The sequence below is a fragment of the Streptomyces toxytricini genome, from assembly GCF_014649915.1.
GTDB lineage: Bacteria > Actinomycetota > Actinomycetes > Streptomycetales > Streptomycetaceae > Streptomyces > Streptomyces toxytricini.
Genome location: NZ_BMTY01000017.1, coordinates 44526 through 66473, shown reverse-complemented (window position 1 = coordinate 66473; position 21948 = coordinate 44526). Strand labels below are relative to the sequence as shown.

The 21948-nt window shown below is 74.5% G+C and carries 17 protein-coding genes; 4 read left to right on the top strand and 13 right to left on the bottom strand.

The features are described from left to right. Positions 1-27: 27 nt before the first annotated feature. Positions 28-540, bottom strand: a complete 513-nt coding sequence (gene nrdR / locus IE170_RS21660; RefSeq protein ID WP_114054505.1) for a transcriptional regulator NrdR — start codon at positions 538-540, stop codon at positions 28-30. Between the two features lie 474 nt (positions 541-1014). On the opposite strand from nrdR, the gene lexA reads away from it, so the two are divergent. After that, on the top strand, positions 1015-1812 hold the full coding sequence (gene lexA, locus IE170_RS21655; RefSeq protein ID WP_189811100.1) for a transcriptional repressor LexA: 798 nt from the start codon (positions 1015-1017) through the stop codon (positions 1810-1812). A 78-nt stretch (positions 1813-1890) separates the two neighbouring features. Here the strand turns inward: lexA and IE170_RS21650 are convergent, their stop codons facing one another. From IE170_RS21650 to IE170_RS21635, 4 genes are all read right to left on the bottom strand, one after another. After that, positions 1891-3861: an ATP-dependent DNA helicase gene (locus tag IE170_RS21650; protein WP_189811099.1), complete on the bottom strand. Its 1971-nt coding sequence runs from the start codon at positions 3859-3861 to the stop codon at positions 1891-1893. Positions 3862-4031: 170 nt separating this feature from the next. After that, positions 4032-4727, bottom strand: coding sequence for a GNAT family N-acetyltransferase (locus tag IE170_RS21645; protein ID WP_189811098.1), 696 nt, complete (start codon positions 4725-4727; stop codon positions 4032-4034). Between the two features lie 7 nt (positions 4728-4734). Next, positions 4735-6849 carry an IucA/IucC family protein gene (locus IE170_RS21640; RefSeq protein ID WP_189811097.1) on the bottom strand — a complete coding sequence of 705 codons (2115 nt, stop codon included), beginning with the start codon at positions 6847-6849 and terminating at the stop codon, positions 4735-4737. An 849-nt stretch (positions 6850-7698) separates the two neighbouring features. Continuing rightward, the gene (locus IE170_RS21635; RefSeq protein ID WP_373299033.1) at positions 7699-9072 is read right to left on the bottom strand and encodes a diaminobutyrate--2-oxoglutarate transaminase family protein; all 1374 of its coding nucleotides are present in this window, start codon (positions 9070-9072) and stop codon (positions 7699-7701) included. Positions 9073-9370: 298 nt separating this feature from the next. Here IE170_RS21635 and IE170_RS21630 point away from each other — a divergent pair, with 298 nt between their 5' ends. Next, entirely contained in the window at positions 9371-10543 is a 1173-nt protein-coding gene (locus IE170_RS21630; protein ID WP_189811096.1) for a trypsin-like serine peptidase, read from the top strand. 87 nt (positions 10544-10630) lie between these two features. Here IE170_RS21630 and hflX read toward each other — a convergent pair whose 3' ends face one another. From hflX to miaA, 6 genes are all read right to left on the bottom strand, one after another. Continuing rightward, on the bottom strand, positions 10631-12139 hold the full coding sequence (gene hflX, locus IE170_RS21625) for a GTPase HflX (protein WP_114054498.1): 1509 nt from the start codon (positions 12137-12139) through the stop codon (positions 10631-10633). Positions 12140-12347: 208 nt separating this feature from the next. Next, on the bottom strand, positions 12348-13793 hold the full coding sequence (locus IE170_RS21620) for a M1 family metallopeptidase (protein ID WP_189811095.1): 1446 nt from the start codon (positions 13791-13793) through the stop codon (positions 12348-12350). Positions 13794-13949: 156 nt separating this feature from the next. Further along, positions 13950-16019, bottom strand: a complete 2070-nt coding sequence (locus IE170_RS21615; RefSeq protein ID WP_189811094.1) for a RelA/SpoT family protein — start codon at positions 16017-16019, stop codon at positions 13950-13952. A gap of 140 nt (positions 16020-16159) precedes the next feature. Further along, a complete protein-coding gene (gene dapF, locus IE170_RS21610; protein WP_189811093.1) occupies positions 16160-17035 on the bottom strand; it encodes a diaminopimelate epimerase in 876 nt (291 codons plus the stop codon). A gap of 59 nt (positions 17036-17094) precedes the next feature. After that, positions 17095-17607, bottom strand: a complete 513-nt coding sequence (locus IE170_RS21605) for a hypothetical protein (RefSeq protein WP_189811092.1) — start codon at positions 17605-17607, stop codon at positions 17095-17097. 131 nt (positions 17608-17738) lie between these two features. After that, positions 17739-18677: a tRNA (adenosine(37)-N6)-dimethylallyltransferase MiaA gene (miaA, locus tag IE170_RS21600; protein ID WP_189811091.1), complete on the bottom strand. Its 939-nt coding sequence runs from the start codon at positions 18675-18677 to the stop codon at positions 17739-17741. 163 nt (positions 18678-18840) lie between these two features. Between miaA and IE170_RS21595 the strand changes: the two genes are divergently transcribed. Continuing rightward, positions 18841-19065, top strand: a complete 225-nt coding sequence (locus IE170_RS21595) for a hypothetical protein (RefSeq protein ID WP_189811090.1) — start codon at positions 18841-18843, stop codon at positions 19063-19065. A gap of 22 nt (positions 19066-19087) precedes the next feature. Beyond that, the gene (locus IE170_RS21590; RefSeq protein WP_189811089.1) at positions 19088-19339 is read left to right on the top strand and encodes an antitoxin; all 252 of its coding nucleotides are present in this window, start codon (positions 19088-19090) and stop codon (positions 19337-19339) included. 92 nt (positions 19340-19431) lie between these two features. Here IE170_RS21590 and IE170_RS21585 read toward each other — a convergent pair whose 3' ends face one another. Both IE170_RS21585 and miaB read right to left on the bottom strand, forming a co-directional pair. Continuing rightward, positions 19432-20154, bottom strand: coding sequence for a class III extradiol ring-cleavage dioxygenase family protein (locus tag IE170_RS21585; RefSeq protein ID WP_189811088.1), 723 nt, complete (start codon positions 20152-20154; stop codon positions 19432-19434). A gap of 221 nt (positions 20155-20375) precedes the next feature. Beyond that, positions 20376-21896, bottom strand: coding sequence for a tRNA (N6-isopentenyl adenosine(37)-C2)-methylthiotransferase MiaB (miaB, locus tag IE170_RS21580; protein WP_189811087.1), 1521 nt, complete (start codon positions 21894-21896; stop codon positions 20376-20378). Between the last annotated feature and the right edge of the window lie 52 nt (positions 21897-21948).

Genomic DNA, 21948 nt, shown 5'->3' with positions numbered 1-21948 from the left:
GCCGCGCCGGAGCGCGCGGCCGTCCGGTCAGTCGGAGGCGGAGGCGGGCACGGGGACCTGGGGGGTCCCGGCGGGCCCGCACTCCTCGGGGCGGGGCCGCCGCTCGCGCAGTTCCGCGATGGCGGCCTCGAAGTCTTCAAGGGTGTCGAACGCCTTGTACACGGACGCGAAGCGCAGGTACGCGACGAGGTCGAGCTCCTGGAGCGGACCGAGTATGGCCAGACCCACGTCGTGGGTGGTCAGCTCGGCGCTCCCGGTGGCGCGCACCGCCTCCTCGACCCGCTGGCCGAGCTTGGCCAGGGCGTCCTCGGTGACGGGCCGGCCCTGGCACGCCTTGCGGACGCCGGAGATGACCTTGGTGCGGCTGAAGGGCTCGGTGACACCGCTGCGCTTGATCACCATGAGCGAGGCCGTCTCGACCGTCGTGAAGCGACGGGAGCAGTCCGGGCACTGGCGGCGTCTGCGGATCGACGTGCCGTCGTCCGTGGTGCGGCTGTCGACGACGCGGCTGTCGGGGTGCCTGCAGAAGGGGCAGTGCATGGTCCCTCACCCTCCTCTAGGCACGACTGAATCACCCCTCCGGGCCCTGTGCGGCGGAGTCACTCTGCCGGGGTCCGTGGAGCAGGCCCAAGCATATGCGATCCATGGGGCCTGTGAGACCCCTGCGCTCCCCCGCACCACTAGGTATGGGTTGCGCCGCCCATACAACCACTAGATCTTGTGGCGCCGCGGATTGGGTCCGCTACCGCGTGTCGCGGAGCGCGGTGCGGGACGGGGCCGCGCGCGGTGCCACACTGGGGCCGGACCGGAGGGCCGCGACCCGACCGGGAAGGGTAGCGTAGGCACCGGAGAACCGTCCGAACCTCCGTTCGGAATTACACAACCCAATACACCTGCCACGGTGATCACGCAGGGCGATCTGCGATTTTTCACTCGAACGTGTGTTTGGCGCAACCTTTCGAAAGCAATTACCGTTGTCCAGCTAGGGAGAACATTTCGAGAGGGGCCGCCGACGTGACCACCACCGCAGACAGTGCCGCCATCACTGCCCAGAACCGCTCCCAAAGCCGACTCGAGCCGGTGCATGCCATGAACGACGCAACCGCAAGCCTGACCCAGGAGGCGGACGCCATCCGCCCCGCTCGCTCCCTTCCAGGACGCCCCCCAGGCATCCGCGCCGACAGCTCCGGGCTCACCGACCGGCAGCGGCGGGTCATCGAGGTCATCCGGGACTCCGTACAGCGCCGGGGCTACCCGCCGTCCATGCGGGAGATCGGCCAGGCGGTCGGCCTGTCCAGCACCTCGTCCGTCGCCCACCAGCTCATGGCCCTGGAGCGCAAGGGCTTCCTCCGCCGCGACCCGCACCGGCCCCGGGCGTACGAGGTGCGCGGCTCGGACCAGCCCAGCTCCCAGCCCACGGACACCACCGGCAAGCCCGCCGCCTCGTACGTTCCCCTGGTCGGCCGGATCGCGGCCGGCGGCCCGATCCTCGCCGAGGAGTCCGTGGAGGACGTCTTCCCGCTCCCCCGGCAGCTCGTCGGCGACGGTGAGCTCTTCGTCCTCAAGGTCGTCGGCGACTCCATGATCGAGGCCGCGATCTGCGACGGCGACTGGGTCACGGTCCGCCGCCAGCCCGTCGCCGAGAACGGCGACATCGTCGCCGCCATGCTCGACGGCGAGGCCACCGTCAAGCGCTTCAAGCGCGAGGACGGCCACGTCTGGCTGCTCCCCCACAACGCGGCGTACCAGCCGATCCCCGGTGACGAGGCCACCATCCTCGGCAAGGTCGTCGCCGTCCTGCGCCGGGTCTGAACCCGGCGACCGCCAGCCAGCTCCGGGACCCACTGCGCCGGTCCCGGAGCTGTTCCATGCCCGGGCCCGGAACCCGGGCTACTTGCCGTCGGCCTTGGCCGCCGTGTCGATCGCGGCGAGGGAGCGGCGGACCTGGTTGCGGTCCGTGGTGTACCAGAAGTTCGGCAGCGTCGCCTTCAGGAAGCTGCCGTACCGGGCCGTCGCGAGCCGCGGGTCCAGGACCGCGACGACGCCGCGGTCGCCCGCGGCGCGGACGAGGCGGCCCGCCCCCTGGGCCATCAGCAGCGCCGCGTGCGTCGCGGCGACGGCCATGAAGCCGTTGCCGCCGTGTTCCTCGACCGACTTCTGGCGGGCGCTCATCAGCGGGTCGTCGGGCCGGGGGAAGGGGATGCGGTCCATGATCACGAGCTGGCAGCTGGGACCCGGGACGTCCACGCCCTGCCACAGGGACAGCGTCCCGAACAGGCAGGTCCGCGGATCCGCGGCGAAGTTCTTGATCAGCTCGCCGAGGGTCTCCTCCCCCTGGAGCAGGATCGGGTGGTCGAGCCGGCCGCGCAGCTCCTCGGCGGCCGCCTTGGCGCCGCGCATGGAGGAGAACAGGCCGAGGGTGCGGCCGCCGGCCGCCTCGATCAGCTCGGCGAGCTCGTCCATCATGTCGCCGCGGGTGCCCTCGCGGCCGGGCGTCGCCAGGTGCTTGGCGACGTAGAGGATGCCCTGCTTCGGGTAGTCGAACGGGGAGCCGACGTCCAGGCCCCGCCAGACCGGCGCGTCGTCCGCCTCGACGCCTTCCGGGGACAGGCCGAGCGAGGCCGCGACCCCGTTGAAGTCGCCTCCGAGCTTGAGGGTTGCCGAGGTGAGGACGACCGAGCGGTCCTCGAACAGCTTCTCCCGCAGCAGCCCGGACACCGACAGCGGGGCGACCCGCAGCGTCGCCCCGAACCGGTCGTGGCGCTCGTACCAGACGACGTCGTACTCGGAGCCTGCGATGATCCGCTCGGCCACCGCGTGCACGTTCTCCACGGAGGCCAGGGCCTGCTTGCGGACGGCGTCCTCGTCGGCGACGGACTTGTCCCTGGTGGACCCGATCGCGGAGATCACGTCGCGTGCGGCGTCGCGGAGCGCCGCCAGCGCGTACCCGAGCTCCTCGGGGACCTCCTCCAGCCGGCCGGGGAGCGCCAGCTCCATCACGCGCTCGAAGGACTCGGAGGCGGTCTGGAGGGAGTCGGCCGTCTTCTCGTCGACCAGCTTCGCGGCCCGCTTCACCGCCCGGTTGACCTGCCCGGGGGTGAGCTCGCCGGTGGCGACGCCGGTCACGCGGGACACCAGCTCGTGGGCCTCGTCCACGATCAGCACCTCGTGCTGCGGGAGGACGGGCGCGCCCTCGATGGCGTCGATGGCGAGCAGGGCGTGGTTGGTGACGACCACGTCGGCCAGCTTGGCCCGCTCGCGGGCCGCCTCCGCGAAGCATTCGGCGCCGTACGGGCACTTCGTCGCGCCGAGGCATTCGCGGGAGGAGACGGAGACCTGGCTCCAGGCGCGGTCGGAGACGCCGGGCGTGAGGTCGTCCCGGTCGCCGGTGTCCGTCTCGTCGGCCCAGTCGCGCAGCCGCAGCAGGTCCTGCCCGAGCTTGCTGGTGGGGGCGGCGGCCTCGAACTGGTCGAAGAGGCCCTCCTCCTCGTCCTGCGGGGCCCCCTCGTGCAGCCGGTGCAGGCACAGGTAGTTCGACCGGCCCTTGAGCATGGCGAACTGCGGCCGGCGGCGCAGCTGCGGGTGCAGTGCCTCGACCGTCCGGGGCAGGTCGCGCTCGACGAGCTGCCGCTGCAGGGCGAGGGTCGCCGTGGCCACGACGACGCGCTCGCCGTGCGCGAGGGCGGGGACCAGGTAGCCGAGGGACTTGCCGGTGCCGGTGCCGGCCTGGATCAGCCGGTGCGTGCTGTCGTCGATCGCTTCGGCGACCGCTTCGGCCATGGCGACCTGGCCGGGCCGCTCCGTGCCGCCGACGGCGGAGACGGCGGCGTGCAGCAGGTCGGGGAGGGAGGGCTTCGTCATAGCACCCCCCAGCCTACGGGGCGCCACCGACGGTGACGGCCATCACCGGGATGGCCGATCACCGGAAAGGGCGACGGGGAGGCGGGAACCCCGCGGCACGCGCCGGCCGTTTTCGGGGGGAAGGACGGCAGGCGGCCCGGCAGGGCGGGGGCGCGCTGCGGGAGCCGGGCTCAGATGAGGCTGCGGAGCGCCCGCTCGCGGACCATCAGGGCCGCGCTCTTGCCGGGCAGGTCGATGTTCCCGGTCCAGCGGAAGCCGGAGCCGAGGAAGGCGGAGAGGGAGGGGGTGTTGCGGATGTCCGGTTCGGCGATGACGCGGGTGCAGCGCGGGCGGTTGTCGAGCACGAGGTTGGCGACGGCGCGCAGAAGCGCGGTCCCGAGGCCGCGGCCGCGGTTCCTGCCGTCCCCGATCAGCAGGTGGATACCGGTGTCGTGGGGGCGTGCCGGGTAGTGGCGGGCGAGCGGGTCGAGGTCGGCCCGGTAGACCTCCCAGTAGCTGACGGGGGTGCCGTCGAGGAGGCCGAGGCAGGGGATGCTGCCTCCGTCGCCGTCGATCTGGGCCCGCAGGTGTGCGGCCGTGAGCGTGGGGGGCCCGGCGAGGTCCCAGTAGGCGGCCACCTCGGGGTCGTTCATCCAGCGGGTGATCAGGTCCAGGTCGCGGTCGAGGCGGACGGGTTCCAGGCGGAAGGCGCCGGCGGCGGTGCGGGTGCTGCCCCAGCTGCTGGGCGAGTCGAGCAGGTCGGCCTCTGCGAGCAGGGGCAGCAGGCCGGCCCTGAGCCGCAGCTGGGCGGGGTGCGCGGTGGTGGGGCCGGCGGCGCGCGCGGGGGCGGGGACGCAGGGCGGGGCCTGGGTGTCGGTGGAGGGCATCGGTCGCTCAATCGTGGAGGGGGTTGGGGAGGGTGACGTAGACGGACTGCGCGTCGACGGGGCCGGTGAGCTCGTCGAGGCCGCCCAGGCGGGTCAGCAGGTTCGCCTTGCAGCGCAGGGTGGGCGAGTCGAGCAGCAGCGCGGGCAGCGGCCCGAGGTCGCGGGCCCGGCCGAGGAACCGGCGGAAGGCGGCGAGGAGGACGCGCTCGTCGGCGAGCTGCTCGGAGCCGAAGGCCCCGATGAGGCCGAGCACGTTGTTGATGCCGAGGTAGTAGGCGAAGCGTTCGTCGGCGACGGCGTCGGAGACGAAGGTGTCGCTGGCCGCGCCGATGCCGGGGAGCCGGTGCTCCAGCTCGGCGCGCCGGGAGGTACGGAAGTAGTAGCCCTGGTTGTCGCGGTAGCGGCCGCCGGCGGGCCAGCCGTCGGTGTCGAGCACGACGAGGGTGTTCTGCTGGTGGGCTTCGAGGGCGATGCCCGCGAGCGCGTCGAAGGCGAGGACGGGCCTGACGACGTGGTCGAGGTAGCGCAGGAACCACTCGGCGGACACGGCGGACGGGGGGCGCCCGGTGGTGGCGGCGAGCCGGTGGACGGTGTCGGCGAGCCGTGACCGCATGCCGGTCCGGCCCGGCCGGGGGCGGGGCGAGGTCAGGGCGGCGATGCACAGGGCGTCGTCGCCGGGGAGGAAGGGGTTGTGGCGGAGGACGGCGTCGAGTCCGGGGACGGCGCTGCCGTCCGGGGCGTCGACGGCGACCCAGGCGGGGTCCCGGACGATGTCGAAGCCGGGGTGGGCGGCCTGCCACTGCTCCGCGAGGCCGGTCCGGAGCAGCCGGTGCACCTCGACGCCGCGGTGGAGCTCCTTGCGGAGGTTCTCGCGGCGGGAGTTGGTGATGCGCAGGCCGAGGGAGAGCTTGAGCATCACGGAAGTGCGGGGGCGGGCCACGGTGCGGACGGAGGAGGTGGGGTGCCAGGGCTCGCCGTGCGGGCCGAGGTCGTACAGGAGCCCGTCGTCGAGGAGGGCGGCGACGGCGGGGCGGTGCAGCAGGTCGCGGGCCTGCCAGGGGTGAAGGGGAAGGGGGGTGGTGCCCTCGGGCGCCGGGAGGCCGGGCGCGAGGCGGGCCAGGAGCCGGGCGGCGGAGACGGGGCGGCCGCGTTCGGTCCAGGCTGAGTCCGTGGCGAGGGCGCCGGGTGCGACGGCGAACCAGTGCAGGGGGAAGGAGCCGTGGAGTTCGGGTGAGAAGCGGCGGGCTTCGGTGTCGGAGAGTCCCTCGCGGCTCTTCGGATCGGGCTGGAGGGGGTGGCCGAGGAGCAGGGACTGCTCGGCGGTCAGGAAGGGATCACCGTCGACGGGCGCGGGCGGCCGAGGGTGTTCGCGCCGGTGGGCGATGAACTCGGCGGTGCGGCGGACCGAGTCCGCGACTCGGGCGACGAGATCGGTGGCGCGGGGTCCGCCGTGCCCGGCCTCGCGGGCGAGCAGCGCGGCGAGGGACACCGCGTCGAGGGCGGGGGCACCGTCAGGGGCGCCTTCGATCCGGGCGGAGCCGAACCGGTGGCACCCGACCGCAGACCAGTGGCGCACGTCGGCGGTCACCGCGGTGCCGGATGCGGGAAGGGGGATGCGCAGCATCGTCCCGACGGGCCCGTCGGGGCGGCCGATGCCCCGCTCCCGGACCCAGCACCGCAGGAGGTTCTCCACCGCCGCGGCTTCGGCCGCGGCGGCGGGGTCGGGGTCGGGGTCGGGGTGGTCGGGCGACTCGGGCAGTGGTTCGGGCTCTCCACCGCCCGCCTCGCCGTGCCCGCGGAGCCCGCCGTGCTGCCGCGGCACCCGGCTCTGCTGCCGCGGCACCCGGCTCTCCGCCTCCTCGCCCTGCGGCCCGCCCGCCGCGCCGAGGGGCTCTGCCGCCTGCGCCGGCCGCGCGGCCGGCGCAGACCGTGTCGGCGCGGCGGCTGCGGCCGGCCGGGCCGGCGAGGCAGCCGGGGCGGGCCGGCCCGACGCCGCGGCCTGCCCGTCCGCGGCCGGGTCACCGCCGGCCCGCAGGGCCGGGGTGGCTGCCGGCGGCAGGCAGGCGGAGTGCCGGTCGGTGTGCGGGAGGCGGGGCTCGGGGGTGACGGGGGGCCTGCTCATCGCCGAGATGTCTCCGTTTTCGTGGGAGGGGTGGCTGTGGTGGTTCGGTCGGGGGGCCGCCGCCGTGCGGTGGGCGGACTGCGGCTCCGCGGGCCCGTCGGCGGCGGTCGGGGCGGTGCCGGCGGACGGGCGCCGCTCCCCACAGGGCGCCCGCCCTCTGGTGAGTGCGGCCCCTGGGGTACCCGCTCCCGGGGCGGTGAGGGCTCCGGGAGGGACGCCCGCCCCGGTGGGACTGCGGTGCCCCGGTGGGGCTGCACTCCCCCGGGGTGTTCACTCCGGGGCCGTGCGGGGTCCGGGGGCGCCGCCCCGGTGGACTGCGGTGCCTTCGGGCTTCCGCCCTGGTAGGGGCGGCGGTGCCTTGGGGAGTCCGCTCCCGGGCCGGTGAGGGCTCCGGGGGCGTCCGCCCCGGTGGGGCGGGGTGGCAGTCCCTTGGGGGCGCCCGCCCGGTGGGGCTGCGGTCCCTCGGGGCGTCCGCCCCTGGAACGGCCGGGGCTCCGGGAGGGACGCCCGCCCGGTGGGGCTGCTGTCCCTCGGGGTGCTTCGCTCCGGGGCCGTGCGGGGTCCGGGGGCGCCCGCCCCGGTGGGACTGCGGTGCCTTCGGGGCTTCCGCCCCGGTAGGAGCGGCGGTGCCTGCGGAGCTTCCGCCCCGGTGGGAGCGGCGGTGCCTTGGGAGCTTCCGCCCTGGTGGGAGCGGCGGCGCCTTGGGGAGTTCGCTCCCGGGCCGGTGAGGGCTCCGGGGGGCGTCCGCCACGATGGGGCTGCGGTCCTCGTGGGGTGGCCGCCCCTGGCGGGAGTGGTTCCGGGTGGGATACGGGCCGCGGCACGGTTTCGTCGGGCCGCGGGGGCAGGTCAGAGGGGGTGGTGGCGCGTTGCGGTGGTGAGGGCGTCTGCCAGGCGGTCCAGGACCGCCGAGGCCTGTTCGTCGGTGATGGTGAGCGGCGGCAGGAGGCGTACGACGCTGGAGTGGCGGCCGCCGAGTTCCACGATCAGGCCGCGTCGGAGGCATTCCCGGCGGACGGCGGCGGCGAGGTCGCTCGCGGCGGCGCCGGTCGCCGGGTCGGCGAGTTCGACGCCGATCATCAGGCCGCGGCCCCGTACGTCCGCGACGCACGGCTGCTGCGCGGCCAGCCCGCGCAGGGCGGTGAGCATGCGTGCGCCGAGTTCCGCGGCGCGTTCGGCGAGGCGGTTCTCCCGTACGTGGGCGAGGGTCGCGGCGCCGGCCGCCATCGCGAGCTGGTTGCCGCGGAACGTGCCGGCGTGGGCTCCGGGCGCCCACACGTCCAGCGCGGACCGGTACACGATCACCGCCAGCGGCAGGCTGCCGCCGATGGCCTTCGACATGACCATCACGTCGGGGACGACCCCGGCGTGGTCGACGCCCCAGAAGGCGCCGGTCCGGCCGACGCCCGTCTGCACCTCGTCCGCGATGAGCGGGATGTCCCGGGCCGCGGTGATCTCGCGCATGCTGCGCAGCCAGGCGTCCGGGGCGGGCAGGACCCCTCCCTCGCCCTGCACGGGCTCGACGAGCATCCCGGCGGGCGTCGGCACCCCGCCTTTGGGGTCGTCGAGCAGGCTCCGGGTCCAGCGGGCGCCGAGCCGCGCCCCCTCGGCGCCGCCCACGCCGAACGGGCAGCGGTGGTCCTGCGGGTACGGCAGCCGCGTCACCCGCACGTCCGGGGCGCCGCCCGACGCGCCGAGGGAGCCGGCGGTCATGCCGTGGTAGGCGCCGGTGAAGGCGAGGAGCCCGGAGCGTCCGGTCGCGGTGCGGACCAGGGTGAGCGCAGCCTCCACCGCGTCGGTGCCGGCGGGCCCGCAGAACTGGATCCGGGCGTCGGCGGCCAGTTCGCCGGGCAGGGTCGCGAACAGCTCGGTGGTGAAGGCGTCCTTGACCGGCGTCGCGAGGTCGAGGACGTGCAGCGGGGCCCCGGAGTCGAGGACGGCGCGTACGGCCTCAAGCACCACGGGGTGGTTGTGACCGAGCGCGAGGGTGCCCGCGCCGGACAGGCAGTCGAGGTAGCGGCGGCCGTCCGCGCCCTCGATGGTGAGGCCGCGGGCCCGCACGGGCACGATCGGCAGGGAGCGGGCGTACGTGCGCGCCGCGGACTCCCGCATAGCCTGCCGCCGCAGGATGCCCTCCGCCGCGGCCGCTCCGCCCGCTGCGGGCGCCCGGCCCCCTTGGGGCGGTACCTGGGCCGGGGCCGTGTCCTGCTCCGTCAATGCCACGAGTGTCGGACCTCCCGCACTGAAATCGCCCTGCCGGATCGTTTCTGACCCGGATGCCGCTCCCCCGCCCCGCTCTCCCGTACGTACCAACGACGGCGGCGGCGCCGGAACACGGGGCGGGCGCAAGAACCTTGGGCCGGCGCGGCGGGAAGCGCGGGCCGACGGAGGGGGCCGGACGGGAACCGAGGGGGCGGGCTTCGCCGTCCCCGACTGCGACGGCATAGTGGGGTGCTGCATCCGCGGCCGCACCTCACGGCGTCCGCAGCCCATGCCCGGAAACACCAGGGGGACTCACGACATGCGACCGAACCGACCGGTCACCGCGATCCTGTGCGCGGCGGCACTCGCGATGACCGCCGCCTGCGGCCCGGGCGACGGGGAGGCCGGCGGCGACGCCAAGCCCACCGTGGCGGCGAGCCTTCCGCCCGGAGGCGACGGGATCAAGATCCCGGACCAGCTGAAGGACAAGCTGAAGCAGCACGGCATCGACCTGGAGAAGTGGCGGGGAGGTGAGTGGAAGAACTGGAACAAGGACGACTGGCTCCGCGAGGCGGGCGACTACATCAACCCGGTCATCGAGGGCCTGTGGGACCCGGACCGGATGCGGGAGGCGGCGAAGACGCCGCAGCCCCCGGCGGTCGACCCGGACGCGGGCAAGGACCAGGGCGTCACCGACCCGGCTCCGGCGGCGGTGCCGGCGAAGCCGGCGGCCACGCCGTACCACTCGGCGATCCCCGCGTCGGGCAAGGTCTTCTTCGACGGCCCCGAGGGCTCCATGGTGTGCTCGGCGACCGTCGTGAAGGACCCCGCGCACCCGGGCAAGTCGAACATGGTCTGGACGGCCGGGCACTGCGTGCACGCCGGCAAGGCCGGCGGCTGGTACCGGAACATCGCCTTCGTCCCGTCGTACAACAACGCGGGCAAGTCGGCGGCGCAGCTCAAGGGCGCGCCGCGGCAGGAGGTGGCCCCGTACGGCGTGTGGTGGAGCGACTGGGCGCAGACCTCCGACCAGTGGATCGCCACCGGCGGCCCGACGGGCGGTGCGGGTGCCCCGTACGACTTCGCGGTGCTGCACGTGGTGCCGGAGAAGAGCACCGGCAAGTCGCTGGAGGAGACGGTCGGTGCGGCGCTCCCGGTGGAGTTCAACGCGCCGGCGGTGCCGAAGGTGTCCGGGATGACGGCGACGGGCTACCCGGCGTCGGCGCCGTTCGACGGGCAGAAGGCGTACCAGTGCACGGACAAGCCGGGGCGGCTCACGCTGAAGGCGAACGATCCGGTGATGTACCGCATCGGCTGCACGATGACGGGCGGTTCGTCGGGCGGCGGCTGGATCGCCGCGGGCAGTGACGGCAAGCCGGCGCTGGTGTCGAACACGTCGATCGGCCCGGCGAAGGCGGGCTGGCTGGCGGGTCCGCGGCTGGGCCCGGAGGCCAAGGGGATCTTCGACGCGGTGAGCAGGAAGTTCAAGTAGTCCGGCAGCCGGACACGGCCGAGGGCCCCCTGCACGGGCAGGGGGCCCTCGGCTTTCGCGCGCCCGGCGGTGGTCCGGGCGGCGCGGCTACTGCTTGGCCGGAACGAACGGCGCCAGTTCGGCGGCCAGTTCCGGGTGGACGAGCACCTTGAGCAGGGTGCCCTCCGGGGTGTGCTCCTCGGAGACCACCTCGCCCTCGGCGTGCGCCCGGGCGACCAGCGAGCCGTGGGTGTACGGCACGAGGGCCTCCACCTCGACGGACGGCCGGGGCAGTTCGGCGTCGATGAGCCGCAGGAGCTCCTCGATGCCCTGTCCGGTGCGCGCGGAGACGGCGATGGAGTGCCGCTCGATCCGCAGGAGCCGCTGGAGGACCAGCGGGTCCGCGGCGTCCGCCTTGTTGACCACGACGATCTCGGGCACGTCGGCCGCGCCGACCTCCCGGATGACCTCGCGGACGGCGGCGAGCTGCTCGTCCGGGGCGGGGTGCGAGCCGTCCACGATGTGCAGGATGAGGTCGGCGTCCCCGACCTCCTCCATCGTGGAGCGGAACGCCTCGACCAGGTGGTGGGGCAGGTGCCGGACGAAGCCGACGGTGTCGGCCAGGGTGTAGACCCGGCCGCTGGGCGTCTCGGCCCGGCGCACGGTCGGGTCGAGGGTGGCGAACAGGGCGTTCTCGACGAGGACGCCCGCGCCGGTGAGGCGGTTGAGCAGCGAGGACTTGCCGGCGTTGGTGTAGCCGGCGATGGCGACGGAGGGCACCTTGTTGCGGCGGCGCTCCTGGCGCTTGATGTCGCGGCCGGTCTTCATCTCCGCGATCTCCCGGCGCATCTTCGCCATCTTCTCGCGGATCCGGCGCCGGTCCGTCTCGATCTTGGTCTCACCGGGGCCGCGGGTGGCCATGCCGCCGCCTCCGCCGCCGCCCATCTGCCGGGACAGCGACTGGCCCCAGCCGCGCAGGCGCGGAAGCATGTACTGCATCTGCGCGAGGGCGACCTGCGCCTTGCCCTCTCGGGACTTGGCGTGCTGGGCGAAGATGTCGAGGATTAGGGCGGTCCGGTCGACCACCTTGACCTTGACGACGTCTTCGAGGGCGATGAGCTGGCCGGGGCTGAGCTCGCCGTCGCAGACGACGGTGTCGGCGCCGCTCTCCAGCACGATGTCGCGCAGTTCGCGCGCCTTGCCGGAGCCGATGAAGGTGGCCGGGTCGGGCTTGTCGCGGCGCTGGATCACGCCGTCGAGGACGAGGGCGCCGGCGGTCTCGGCGAGGGCGGCGAGCTCCGCGAGGGAGTTCTCGGCGTCCTGCACGGTGCCGGACGTCCACACGCCGACGAGGACGACGCGCTCCAGGCGGAGCTGTCGGTACTCGACCTCGGTGACGTCTTCGAGCTCGGTGGAGAGGCCGGCGACGCGCCGGAGCGCGGCGCGCTCGGAGCGGTCGAACTGGTCGCCGTCCCGGTCTCCGTCGATCTCGTGGCTCCAGGCGACGTCCTCTTCCATCAGGGCGTCGGCCCGGAGGCTCTCGGTGAAGCTCTGCGGTTCGCGCACGTCGTCCTGTGCGGCCCGCGCGTCCTGGGAAGCGGAAGAAGAGGAGGTCATTGGATCCTTACGTCGGTGTGTGGGCGGTGTCGGAAGGGGCCCGCCTCGGCGGGTGCCCGGCCGCGGTGGGCGGTCGGGGCCGTTTCCGGCGGCCGCGGCCGCCGGAAGCACGTGCGACACCTTACTGACGTGTGCAACGTCGCCTGCCGCCGGGAGATTCCCGGCGCCGTGCGGCCCCGTCGATGGTGACATGCCCCTTCCTGCCGGGTCACACGCTTTTCGCGCCGCCCCATTCCGGGTGTCCGGGCATCGGGGGTGTCGTCTTGCCGTACAGCCAGGGCTTCAGGAAGGGCTCCATGTCGCGTCCGGCCTCCTGGGAGGCGAGGCGGACGAAGTCTGCGGTGCCGGCGACGCCGTCGCGGTGCTCGGTGACCCAGCGGCGCTGGATGCGGTCGAAGGCGGCCGTGCCGATCTCCTGGCGCAGGGCGTACAGGACGACCGCGGCGCCGTCGTAGACGACGGGCCGGAACAGCCCGATCTTCTGGCCGGGGGCGGCGGGCTTGGGTGCGGCCGGGGGGCCTCCGGAGGCCCGCCACTGGTCGGAGCGCTCGTACGCCTCGCGCATGCGCCGCTCCAGGGAGTACTTGCCGAGGTGGTCGGCGTAGAGGGCCTCGTACCAGGTGGCGTGCCCTTCGTTGAGCCACAGGTCGGACCAGGTGCGGGGGGTGACGCTGTCGCCGAACCACTGGTGGGCGAGCTCGTGGACCATGACGGCCTCGACGTACCACTCGGGGTAGCCGTCGCCGGCGAAGAGGCCGCTCTCGAAGAGGGAGAGGGTCTGCGTTTCGAGCTCGAAGCCGGTCTGCGCCTGGGCGATGAGCACGCCGTAGTTCTCGAAGGGGTAGCGGCCGACGCGCTTCTCCATCCACTCGATGTGGCCGTGGGTCTTCTCCAGCCAGGGTTCGAGGCGGGCCCGGTCGGCGGCGGGGACGACGTCGCGCAGGGGAAGGCCGTGCGGGCCGGTGCGGTGCAGGACGGCCGAGTCGCCGATGGAGACCTGGGCGAGCTCGGTGGCCATGGGGTGCAGGGTCCGGTACGTCCAGGTGGTGGGGCCGGCGGCGCTGCGGACGGGCAGGGCGCCGGAGACGCCGTTGGCGACGGCGGTGAGCCCCTGGGGGGCGGTGATACGGAAGGTGAAGTAGGCCTTGTCGGCGGGGTGGTCGTTGCAGGGGAAGACGCGGTGGGCGGCGTCGGCCTGGTTGGCCATGGCGAGGCCGTCCGCGGTGGGGACCCAGCCGCCGTCGGCGGCGCCGCGCGGGTCGCTGGTGTGGCGGACGGCGATGCGGAGCGGGGTGTGGGGGGCGACGGGGCTCGCAGGGGTGAGGACGAGGTCCTCGCCGACGCTCTCGAAGGCGGCGGGCTGCCCGTTCACCTCGACGGAGGCGACCGTTCCGTGGGTGAAGTCGAGGTTGATGCGGTCCAGGGCGGTGACGGCGCGGGCGTCGATCCGGGTGACGGCGTCGAGGGGGGTCTTGTTGTCCTTGTAGGTGAGGGAGAGGTCGTACGAGAGGACGTCGTAGCCGGGGTTGCCCAGGTGCGGGAACAGCGGGTCTCCGATGCCCAGCGGCGTCGGCGGGGGCAGCGCGGCGGCGACCAGGCCGAGGGAGGCCGCGGCGAGCAGGGAGGCGCGCAGGCGCGGGGAGGTGAGCTGCATCCCCCACCGCTTACCAGCGCCCGCCGCGCGGCCGGGTACGGCGCGCGACGGTTCCACCCGAACGGGATCTCCGGGCGCGGGAAGGGCCGCCGTGCGGCTGACGGCCCGCCCCGGCCCGGCGGCCGGGGGGCGCGGTCCGCGGCGGCGGCCCGCCGGTCAGGCGCGGCCGACGTCGTAGACGCCGGGCACGTTCCGCATGGCCCGCATGAGCGCCGGGAGCCCGGCGGCGTCGGGCAGCAGGAGGGTGTAGGTGTGCCGCACGCGCTGCTCGACGGGCGGTTCGACGGTGGCGGAGACGACTTCGACGCCTTGGCGGGCGATCGCTTCGGTCAGGTCGGCCAGCAGGTGGGGGCGGCCGAACGATTCGGCGACGAGGGTGACGCGGCAGTCGGCGGTGGCCCGCCAGTGCACGGCGACGGTGGTGCGGCCGAGCGCGCGCATCCGGGCGACGGCCTCGCAGCCGACGCGGTGGACGGTGACGGCCCCGCCGCGGACGACGAACCCGGCGACGGCGTCCGGCGGGACCGGCGTGCAGCACCCGGCCAGGCGCACGGTGGCGTCGGGCAGGTCGGCGACGGCGTTGCCGCCTCCGCCGCGGGCCCCGACGACGGACAGGGGGGCGCGGGCGGGGGTGGTGGTGGGGGTGGCCCCGTCGGGGTGCTGGCGGAGCCAGCCGGTGATGGCGATCCGGGCGGCGGTGGTGCGGGCGTGGTCGAGCCAGTCGGCGCCGGGGCCGGAGGAGGAGTCGTGGGAGAGCAGCAGCTGGACGGTGTCGCCGTCGGAGAGCCGCGAGCCCAGCGAGGTGAGGCGCCCGTTGACCCGGGCGCCGATACAGCCGTGGGCGGCCTCGCCGTACTGCGCGTAGGCGGCGTCGATGCAGGTGGCGCCGGCGGGGAGGCCGAGGGTGCCGCCGTCGGCGCGGAAGACGGTGATCTCCCGGTCCTGCGCGAGTTCGGCCCGCAATCCGCTCCAGAAGGTGTCGGGGTCGGGTGCGGAGCGCTGCCAGTCGAGGAGGCGGGCGAGCCAGCCGGGCCGGGTGGGGTCGGCGCGCTCCTCGTCGCCGTCGGCGTGGTCGCCGGTGGCGTACGGGTTGCCGAGGGCGATGACGCCGGCCTCGGCGACGCGGTGCATCTGGCGGGTGCGGACGATGACCTCGGCGACGTACCCGTCGGGGGTGGCGACGGCGGTGTGCAGCGACTGGTAGAGGTTGAACTTGGGGGCGGCGATGAAGTCCTTGAACTCGGAGACGACCGGGGTGAAGCAGGTGTGGAGCTCGCCCAGCACGGCGTAGCAGTCGGCGTTCTCGCCGACGAGGACGAGGATGCGGCCGAAGTCGGAGCCGCGTAGCTCGCCGCGTTTGAGGGAGACGCGGTGGACGGAGACGAAGTGCCGCGGACGGACCTGCACTTCGGCGGCGATGCCGGCGTCGCGCAGGACGGAGCGCACGGAGTCGGCGATGCCGGGCAGCGGGTCGCTGCCGGCCTGGGCGGCGATGAGGGCGCGGGTGCGCTCGTACTCCTCGGGGTGGAGGATCGCGAAGACGAGGTCTTCGAGCTCGGTCTTGAGGGCCTGGACGCCGAGCCGTTCGGCGAGCGGGATGAGGACGTCGCGGGTGACCTTGGCGATGCGGGCCTGTTTCTCGGGGCGCATCACGCCGAGGGTGCGCATGTTGTGGAGCCGGTCGGCGAGTTTGATGGACATGACGCGGACGTCGTTGCCGGTGGCGACGAGCATCTTGCGGAAGGTCTCCGGCTCGGCCGCGGCCCCGTAGTCGATCTTCTCGACCTTGGTGACGCCGTCGACGATGAAGCCGACCTCCTCGCCGAACTCGGCGCGGACCTGATCGAGGGTCACCTCGGTGTCCTCGACGGTGTCGTGGAGCAGGGAGGCCGTCAAGGTCGTGGTCTCCGCGCCGAGTTCGGCGAGGATGAGGGTGACGGCGAGCGGGTGTGTGATGTACGGCTCACCGCTCTTGCGCATCTGGCCGCGGTGGGAGGACTCCGCGAGGAGGTACGCGCGGTGCAGGACGGAGAGGTCGGCGTCCGGGTGGTGGGCGCGGTGCGCCTCGGCGACGTGGCCGATGGCGTCGGGCAGCCGGTCCCGGGGGGCGGGCCCGAGGAGGGCCGCCCGCCCGAGTCGGCGCAGGTCGATGCGGGTCCGGCCCCGTCTGCGGAGTTCGGGGCGCGCTTCGGGTCGTGCTTCGGGGTTCGTGGCCTCTGCACTCATGGGCACCTCCGGCGGCTTCGACCGGCTGTGGCGGGCATGGGGTGAGCCCTCGGGGCCGGTGTCTGATGCTACCGACCCCACCACGTGGCGCAGTCCGCCTCTCGCTGAGCGTGAAACGGATCACCCGTGAGAGGGAACCTTCAGGCGAAGGCCGTTTCCTTGAGCCAGGAGGGGTCGAACTCCCCCGCCGCCACGATCACGGCCGGTCCGGTCATGTCGATCCGGCCGTCGGGGTGTTCGGTGATGTAGAGGGTACCGCCGGGCAGGTCGACCGTGTACGTGGCGGGTGCTCCGGTGGCCGCGGGGTCGAGTCCGTCGCGGCGGATGGCGGCCACGGCGACGGCGCAGGCGCCGGTCCCGCAGGAGCGGGTCTCGCCGGAGCCGCGCTCGTGGACGCGCATGGCGACGTGGCGGGGGCCGCGGTCGACGACGAACTCGACGTTCACCCCGTCCGGGTAGACCTCGGCGGGGCTGCAGCGGGGTGCCTCCAGCAGCTTGCCGGCGTGGTCGAGGCTGTCGACGAACGCGACGGCGTGCGGGTTGCCCATGTTGACGTTGCGGGCGGGCCAGGCGCGGTCGCCGACGACGACGGTGACCTGCTCCTCGGGGAGCGCGGCGCTTCCCATGGAGACGGTGACGTCGCCGCTCTTGTCGAGGTGGACGTGCTTGACGCCGCCGCGGGTGGCGACGGCGAGGTCGCCGGGCTCGGCGTGGCCGGCGTGTTCGAGGTAGCGGGCGAAGACGCGGACGCCGTTGCCGCACATCTCGGCGACGGAGCCGTCGCTGTTGCGGTAGTCCATGAACCACTCGGCCTCGCCGGCCATGTGCGCGGCCTCGGGGTGGGCGGCGGAGCGGACGACGTGGAGCACGCCGTCGGCGCCGATGCCGGCGCGGCGGTCGCAGAGCCTCGCGACGGCGGCCGGGGTCAGGTCGACCGCGTTGTCCGGGTCCGGGACGATCACGAAGTCGTTCTCGGTGCCGTGGCCCTTGAGGAAGGAGAGGCTGGTCTGCGTCACGGGACCATGGTACCGACCCGGTTTCCGCGCAGGTCGCAGGCGGGGGCGGGCGGGGCCTGCTACCGGAGCCGGGCCACCCGGTAGACGGCGAGGGCGACGACGGCCAGCGCGACGAGCGCGTACAGCGCGGCGAAGCGCCAGTCGGGCCGGCGGCCGCTGCCGCGGGGCGGGAGCCCGGGCCAGGTGTAGCCGACGCGGCGGGCGGCCATCATGCCCCAGCCGGCGGCGCAGGAGCTGATCAGGAAGCCGAGCATGGCGACGACGGCGCCGCCGTCGCCGAACTCGAACGCCAGCGGGAAGGCGAACATCAGGGAGCCGGCGGCCGCCAGCATCACGATCGGGGCGATCTGCCAGATGCGGAGCTTGCGCTGCGGGCGGAGCTCGACCTCGTACGCGGGCCCCGAGGCGTCCTCGCCGTCGGCCGCCTCCGAGGCGTCGGGCCCGTCGGTGGTGAGCCGCTGGGGGTCCGCGGGCAGCCCGAGGCCGTCGGCGTCGGCGGGCTCGCCGAGGAGCGTCGGGTCCGCTTCGCCTCGGGTCCCGTCGCGCCCGGTGTCGCGAGGGCCGGCCTCCATTGCCACGCGCCCTCCCCACTCGGACTTCGCACGCTGCCGTTCACCGCCGGTGACCACACCCGCGGAATTTGATGATGGCACGGCCGGGGGCCCCGAACGGACGCGCGGGGCGTCCCGATGCCATCACGTGATCAGGCTGTAATCGCCCGTTCGACCAACGACTGCGCGAGTCGGGGGAGTTCCCGCCGGTCGGCGGCGGCGCCGCTGAGCCAGTGGACCCGCGGGTCGCGGCGGAACCAGGAGTCCTGCCGGCGGGCGAACCGCTTGGTGGCGCGGACCGTCTCGGCGCGGGCCTCGTCCTCGGTGCACTCGCCGGCGAGGGCCGCGAGGACCTGCTGGTAGCCCAGGGCGCGGGAGGCGGTGACGCCCTCGCGCAGGCCGCGGGCCTCCAGCGCGCGGACCTCGTCGACGAGTCCGGCCTCCCACATGCGGTCGACGCGCTGCGTGATCCGCTCGTCGAGCTCCGGCCGGGCCACGTCGACGCCGATCTGCACGGTCTCGTAGAAGGACTCGTGGCCGGGCAGGTTCGCGGTGAAGGGCTTCCCGGTGATCTCGATGACCTCCAGGGCGCGGACGATGCGGCGGCCGTTGCCGGGCAGGATCGCCTGCGCGGCCTCGGGGTCGGCGGCGGCGAGGCGGGCGTGCAGGGCGCCGGGGCCGCTGCGCTCCAGCTCCTCCTCCAGCCGGGCGCGCACCTCGGGGTCGGTGCCGGGGAACTCCATGACGTCGAGGGCGCCGCGCACGTACAGGCCGGATCCGCCGACGACGACGGGCGTGCGGCCGCGGGCGAGCAGGGCGTCGATCTCGGCGCGGGCCAGGCGTTGGTACTCGGCGACGCTGGCCGTCTCGGTGACGTCCCAGACGTCGAGGAGGTGGTGGGGGACGCCGCCGCGCTCGCCGGTCGTCAGCTTGGCGGTGCCGATGTCCATCCCCCGGTACAGCTGCATGGAGTCGGCGTTGACGACCTCGCCGTCGAAGTGGCGGGCGAGGGCCACGCCCAGGTCGGACTTTCCGGCCGCGGTGGGGCCGACGACGGCGATGACCCGCGGGGCGGGGGCTGCATTACTCACTGCCCCAGTCTCGCAAACCCTCCGGCGCGTACCCGATCGAGTTACGTGACGGCGGGCGGGCGGGGTCGTTGCCCTGTCGTGGTTCCGCCGGGCGCGCGCCCGGCGCAGGCGCGGCGGGGCCGGGGGGAACTTCACTCGCACGAGTAGCGTTAAGGGAGTAGACATGGGCGTTTTCAGTCGGTTTTTCCGCCGGAAGGGCGAAGCCGCGGCCGAGCCGGCCGCAGCGGCGGACGTGACGGCGGAGTCCGAGGCGGCCGCTGCGGCCGCCGGTTCCGGCGGCGAGGCGGAGTCGGCGGAGGCTCCGGAGGCGGAGGCCGCCGACATCCCGAAGCAGCAGTCGGCCCGGGAGGCCGCGGACAGCGGGGCCGGTGAGGGCGCCCTGAAGTAGGCACGGCGACAGGAAGGTCACCATGGGCCTGTTGGACAATCTGAAGGCCAGGCTCGCTCCGGCGAAGGAGAAGGCCGGCGGCCTCGTGCAGCAGCACGAGGGCAGGATCGGCGCGGGCCTGGAGAAGGTCGCCGAAGTGGTGGACGCGAAGACCCACGGCAAGTACAGCGACAGGATCACGTCCGGAACGGGCAGGGCGAAGGAAGCCCTGGGCAGGATCGCGCACCGGGAGGAGCCGGGCGGCGGGCCGACAGTGCCGCCCGCCTCCTCCTGAGGCGGTCGCGGAAGGGGCGCGGGCCCGGTTGCGGGCCCGCGCCCCTTCGCCGCGTCCGGCACCGGGCGCGTACGGGCGCGGGGGCCGTCCTGTCAGGACCAGGCGGCGACGAAGTAGCCGACCCCGTACGGGGCGTCCTCGTACAGCAGCCGCCCGGCCAGGCCGGCGCCCTCGGCGGCGCCCGCCAGGACCTGCCAGGGGGCGCGGCCGGCGGCGAGGAGCTCGCGGGCGAGGCCCGCGTCGAGGGCGGCGAGGGCGGCCGGGTCGGCGTCGGCGAGCGCGCGGGCCGCGGCGGCGTCGAAGCCGGCGGCGCGTTCGTCGAGGTAGCCGGGCGCCTTCAGCGTCCGGCAGGCGCTGCCGTCGCCCATGACGAGGAGGGCGACGCGGTCGGCGCGGGCGGCGAGCCCGCGGCCGGCGGCGAGGCAGTCGGCGGTCTCCAGCGTCTCGGCGACGGCGAGGCCTTCGAGGGGAGCGGCGCCCCAGCGGGCACGGGCGAGCAGCCACGCCCCGACGGCGAGCGGGGCGGGCAGCGGCTGCCCCGGCACGGCCGCCTCCGGTTCCCCGCCGGAGCCGAGCCGTACGTCGGCGGCGACGCCGAACGGGCGGAAGCTGCCCGGGCTGCCCTCGGGGTAGGTCCCGGCGGCGTCCTCGGCGGCGGCTCCCACGACGACGAGCAGGTCGGGCCGGGAGGCGGCGAGCACCGCGAGGGCGTCGGAGCAGGCGGTACGGGCGGCCCCGAGTTCGGCAGCGGCCCCGGCGGCGACCTCGGGCACGAGGAGGGGCGGGGCGGGGCAGACGGCGGCGGCTACGAGCATGATCCGCAGCCTAGTGCCGCGGCGGAGAAGATTCACCGGGCGCGGCCACGGCCCGGTACCAGGACCGCCGACGCCGCCGGGCCCGAAGCCGGGGCCGGGCAGCCGGCCCGGCCCCGGCACGGCCCCGGCACGGCGCCGGGCCGTCGCCCGGACCGCCAGGGCCCGGCCCCGGCCCGGCTCCGCGCGGCGGCCGCGGGCGGCCCGGGGGTACCGCGGGCCGGTCAGCCGCTGATGCCGCAGCCCGGGGCGGACGCGGGAAGCGGAGCCGGCACCCCCAGCGTCGGGATGCCGAGCATGACGCCCTGCGGCTGCGCCGGGGCGGCGTTGCGCTTCTCCCAGGCGTCGCCGGCGCGGGTGCGCCGAACGCCCTTCGCCGCGCCTTCGGCGAGCAGGTGGTGCGGGGCGGCGTAGGTGATCTCGACGGTGACCACGTCGCCGGGGCGGACCTCCTCGTCCGGCTTGGTGAAGTGGACCAGGCGGTTGTCGGGGGCGCGGCCGGAGAGGCGATGCGTGGCGCCGTCCTTGCGGCCCTCGCCCTCCGCGACCATGACCTCCAGGGTGCGGCCGACCTGCTTCTTGTTCTCCTCCCAGGAGATCTCCTCCTGGAGGGCCACCAGGCGCATGTACCGGTCCTGGACGACCTCCTTGGGGATCTGGCCGTCCATGTCGGCCGCCGGGGTGCCGGGCCGCTTGGAGTACTGGAAGGTGAAGGCGCTGGCGAAGCGGGCCTCGCGGACGACGTGCATCGTCTGCTGGAAGTCCTCCTCGGTCTCGCCGGGGAAGCCGACGATGATGTCGGTGGAGATCGCGGCGTGCGGGATGGCCGCGCGGACCTTCTCGATGATGCCGAGGAAGCGCTCCTGGCGGTACGAGCGGCGCATCGCCTTCAGGATCGGGTCCGAGCCGGACTGGAGCGGCATGTGCAGCTGCGGCATCACGTTCGGCGTCTCGGCCATCGCGGCGATCACGTCGTCGGTGAAGTCGCGCGGGTGCGGCGAGGTGAAGCGGACCCGCTCCAGGCCCTCGATCTGCCCGCAGGCCCGCAGCAGCTTGCTGAAGGCCTCGCGGTCGCCGAGGTCGGAGCCGTAGGCGTTGACGTTCTGGCCGAGGAGGGTGATCTCGCTGACGCCCTCGGCGACGAGCGCCTCGACTTCGGCGAGGATGTCGCCCGGGCGGCGGTCCTCCTCCTTGCCGCGCAGCGCCGGAACGATGCAGAAGGTGCAGGTGTTGTTGCAGCCGACGGAGATGGAGACCCACGCGGCGTACGCGGACTCGCGGCGGGTCGGCAGCGTGGAGGGGAAGGCCTCCAGGGACTCGGCGATCTCGATCTGCGCCTCCTCCTGCACGCGGGCGCGCTCCAGCAGGACGGGCAGCTTGCCGATGTTGTGGGTGCCGAAGACCACGTCGACCCAGGGCGCCTTCTTGACGATGGTGTCGCGGTCCTTCTGCGCGAGGCAGCCGCCGACGGCGATCTGCATGCCGGGGCGCCGCGTCTTCATCGGGGCGAGCCGGCCGAGGTTGCCGTACAGCTTGTTGTCGGCGTTCTCTCGGACGGCGCAGGTGTTGAACACGACGACGTCGGCGTCACCGTCGGAGCCCTCGGGGGCCCGGGTGTAGCCGGCTTCCTCCAGCAGACCGGAGAGCCGCTCGGAGTCGTGCACGTTCATCTGGCACCCGTAGGTGCGCACCTCGTATGTTCCCTTGACGTCCACTGCCGTGCTCCGGTCGCTGCTGCTGGTCATGCAACAAGGGTAGGCGGTGCCGGGGCGGCCTCCGCCCGCCCGGGGAGGGGGC